Source organism: Pseudomonas sp. NPDC087639 (assembly GCF_044743385.1).
Lineage (GTDB): Bacteria > Pseudomonadota > Gammaproteobacteria > Pseudomonadales > Pseudomonadaceae > Aquipseudomonas.
The window spans coordinates 10,105-13,464 of sequence record NZ_JBIUWI010000093.1 but is presented as its reverse complement, the minus strand read 5'-3'; the positions used below and the strand labels follow the sequence as shown (position 1 = coordinate 13,464).

General features: G+C 59.3%; 2 protein-coding genes. Both read right to left on the bottom strand.

Features of this window, described 5'->3' with window-relative positions:
• Positions 1-696 (bottom strand): aspartate kinase (locus ACIOVB_RS25265; RefSeq protein ID WP_401272017.1); only part of this gene is annotated, 696 nt, incomplete at its 3' end.
• A 91-nt stretch (positions 697-787) separates the two neighbouring features.
• Positions 788-3,360, bottom strand: a 2,573-nt coding sequence (gene alaS, locus ACIOVB_RS25260) for an alanine--tRNA ligase (RefSeq protein WP_401272016.1), incomplete at its 5' end; no start/stop codon positions are given.

Genomic DNA, 3,360 nt, shown 5'->3' with positions numbered 1-3,360 from the left:
GTGCAGTACGCGCAGCGGAACGTTGTACTTGCCGGCGAATTCCACCGCACGGATCTGCAACACCTTGGAGCCGAGGCTGGCCATTTCCAGCATCTCTTCGAAGGTAATCTTGTCCAGACGCTGAGCGACCGGCACCACACGCGGGTCGGTGGTATAGACACCATCGACGTCAGTGTAGATCTGGCATTCGTCAGCTTTCAGCGCAGCAGCGAGTGCCACACCGGTAGTGTCGGAACCGCCACGACCCAGCGTAGTGATGTTGCCGTGCTCGTCGACGCCCTGGAAACCGGCGACTACCACAACGCGACCGGCCTTCAGATCACCACGGATCTTCTGGTCATCAATCTGCAAGATACGCGCTTTATTGTGCGCACTGTCCGTCAGGATCCGCACCTGATTACCCGTGTACGACACCGCCGGCACACCGCGCTTGATCAGCGCCATGGCCAACAGGGCAATCGTCACCTGCTCACCGGTGGAAACGATCACGTCCAGTTCACGCGGAACCGGTTGAGTGTCGCCACTGATTTGCTTGGCCAGATCGATCAGACGGTTGGTTTCACCGCTCATTGCAGACAGCACGACCACCAGGTCATCGCCGGCATCGCGGAATTTCTTAACCTTGTCGGCGACCTGCTCGATTCTCTCGACAGTGCCGACCGAGGTGCCTCCAAATTTCTGTACGATCAAAGCCATTTCAAAGCCGCCTCTGCCCATGAAGGGCGCCCAAATAATCACTCAAACAGCCGTCGGGCCCGCCACTAGACTGCGGGCCCGGCGCGCCGCCTTATAAAGCTTGCTCGACGAATGGAACGGTCAGCGCCAGTGCGCCATCCAGCGCACCGGCGTCGACACCGCCGCCCTGCGCCATGTCCGGACGACCACCGCCCTTCCCGCCCACTGCCGCAGCAGCCTGTTTCATCAAATCACCGGCTTTGAGTTGGCCAGTCAGGTCTTTGGTTACGCCTGCAACCAGAACGACCTTTTCCTCATGGACACTGCCGAGCAGGATCACTGCGCGACCGAGTTTGTTTTTCAACTGATCGACCAGCGCCAGCAGCGCCTTGGCGTCCTGACCATCCAGACGTGCGGCCAGAACCTTCACGCCTTTGACGTCCAGCGCCGAGCTCGACAGATCGTCGCCCGCGGCGCTTGCAGCCTTGGCCTGCAACTGCTCGAGTTGCTTTTCCAGCGCACGGTTGCGCTCGAGCACTGCCGACAGCTTGTCGATCAGGTTGTCGCGACTGCCCTTGACCAGGCTGGCCGCTTCCTTGAGTTGTTCTTCTGCCGCGTTCAAGTAGGCCAGTGCCGCGGCACCGGTGACTGCCTCGATACGACGCACGCCCGATGCCACACCGCCTTCGCTGATGATTTTCAGCAGGCCGATGTCGCCAGTACGGTTGGCGTGGATACCGCCGCACAGCTCGACGGAGAAATCGCCGCCCATGCTCAGCACGCGCACGTTGTCGCCGTACTTCTCGCCGAACAGCGCCATGGCGCCTTTGTTCTTGGCGGTTTCGATGTCGGTTTCTTCGGTTTCAACGGCAGAGTTCTTGCGAATCTCGGCGTTGACGATATCTTCCAGCGCTTTGATTTGTTCAGGCTTGATCGCTTCAAAGTGGCTGAAGTCGAAACGCAGACGCTGACTGTCGACCAACGAACCTTTCTGCTGAACGTGCTCGCCCAGTACCTGACGCAATGCGGCATGCAGCAAGTGAGTGGCCGAGTGGTTCAGCGAAGTCGCGTGACGCACCTCGGCATCCACGTGGGTTTCCACTGGAGCACCGATGGTCAGGCTGCCCGAATCCAGCACACCGTGGTGCAGGAATGCGCCACCGGTTTTGGTGGTGTCACGTACGTCGAAACGCGCGTTGCCCGCCTGCAGGAAACCGCAGTCGCCAATCTGGCCGCCGGATTCAGCGTAGAACGGCGTCTGGTTCAGAACGATCACCGCCTCTTCGCCTTCGTTCAAGACGTCAACCGACTGGCCATCTTTATAAATAGCGACAATTTTTGCCGAACCGCTGGTGTCTTTGTAGCCGGTGAACTCGGTGGCCACATCAACCTTGACCAGCGTGTTGTAGTCCAGACCGAACGAGCTGGCCGAACGTGCACGAACTCGCTGGGCTTCCATCTCACGCTCGAAACCGGCTTCGTCGACGGTCAGGCTGCGCTCGCGGGCGATGTCCGCGGTCAGGTCCATCGGGAAACCGTAGGTGTCGTAGAGTTTGAACACGACGTCGCCCGGCACCACAGTGCCTTTGAGTTCGGCCAGATCCTGCTCGAGAATCTTCAGACCGTGCTCCAGGGTCTTGGAGAACTGCTCTTCTTCGGCTTTAAGTACGCGCTCGATGTTGCTCTGCTGCTTCTTCAGCTCTGGGAACGCTTCGCCCATCTCGGCGACCAGCGCCGCAACGATCTTGTAGAAAAAGCTGCCGGTGGCGCCGAGCTTGTTGCCGTGACGGCAGGCGCGACGAATGATCCGGCGCAGCACGTAACCACGACCTTCGTTGGACGGCAGCACGCCGTCGGCGATGAGGAAACCGCACGAACGAATGTGGTCGGAAACAACCTTCAGCGAAGACTGATCGCCATTCTCGCAACCGATTGCTTCAGCCGAAGCTTTCAACAGGTTCTTGAACAGGTCGATGTCATAGTTGGAATTGACGTGCTGCATCACCGCACTGATCCGCTCCAGGCCCATGCCGGTATCCACCGACGGCGCTGGCAACGGATGCAACACGCCATCGGCGGTGCGGTTGAACTGCATGAACACGTTGTTCCAGATCTCGATGTAACGGTCGCCGTCTTCTTCCGGCGAACCCGGTGGGCCGCCCCAGATGTGGTCGCCGTGATCGTAGAAAATCTCGGTGCACGGGCCGCAAGGGCCGGTATCGCCCATGGTCCAGAAGTTGTCGGAGGCGTAAGGCGCGCCTTTGTTGTCGCCGATGCGGATCATGCGCTCGACTGGCACACCGATTTGCTTGGTCCAGATGTCATACGCTTCGTCGTCGGAGGCGTAGACGGTGACCCAGAGTTTTTCCTTCGGCAGTTTCAGAACGCCGGTCAGGAATGTCCAGGCGAAGGTAATCGCGTCGTGCTTGAAATAGTCACCGAAGCTGAAGTTACCGAGCATTTCGAAGAACGTGTGGTGACGAGCGGTATAACCGACGTTTTCCAGGTCGCTGTTCTTGCCACCGGCACGCACGCATTTCTGGCTGCTGGTCGCACGGGTGTACGCACGTTTTTCCTGGCCCAGGAAGCAGTCCTTGAACTGGTTCATCCCCGCGTTGGTGAACAGCAGGGTTGGGTCGTTGCCCGGAATCAAAGAGCTGGAGGCTACACGGGTGTGGCCTTGCT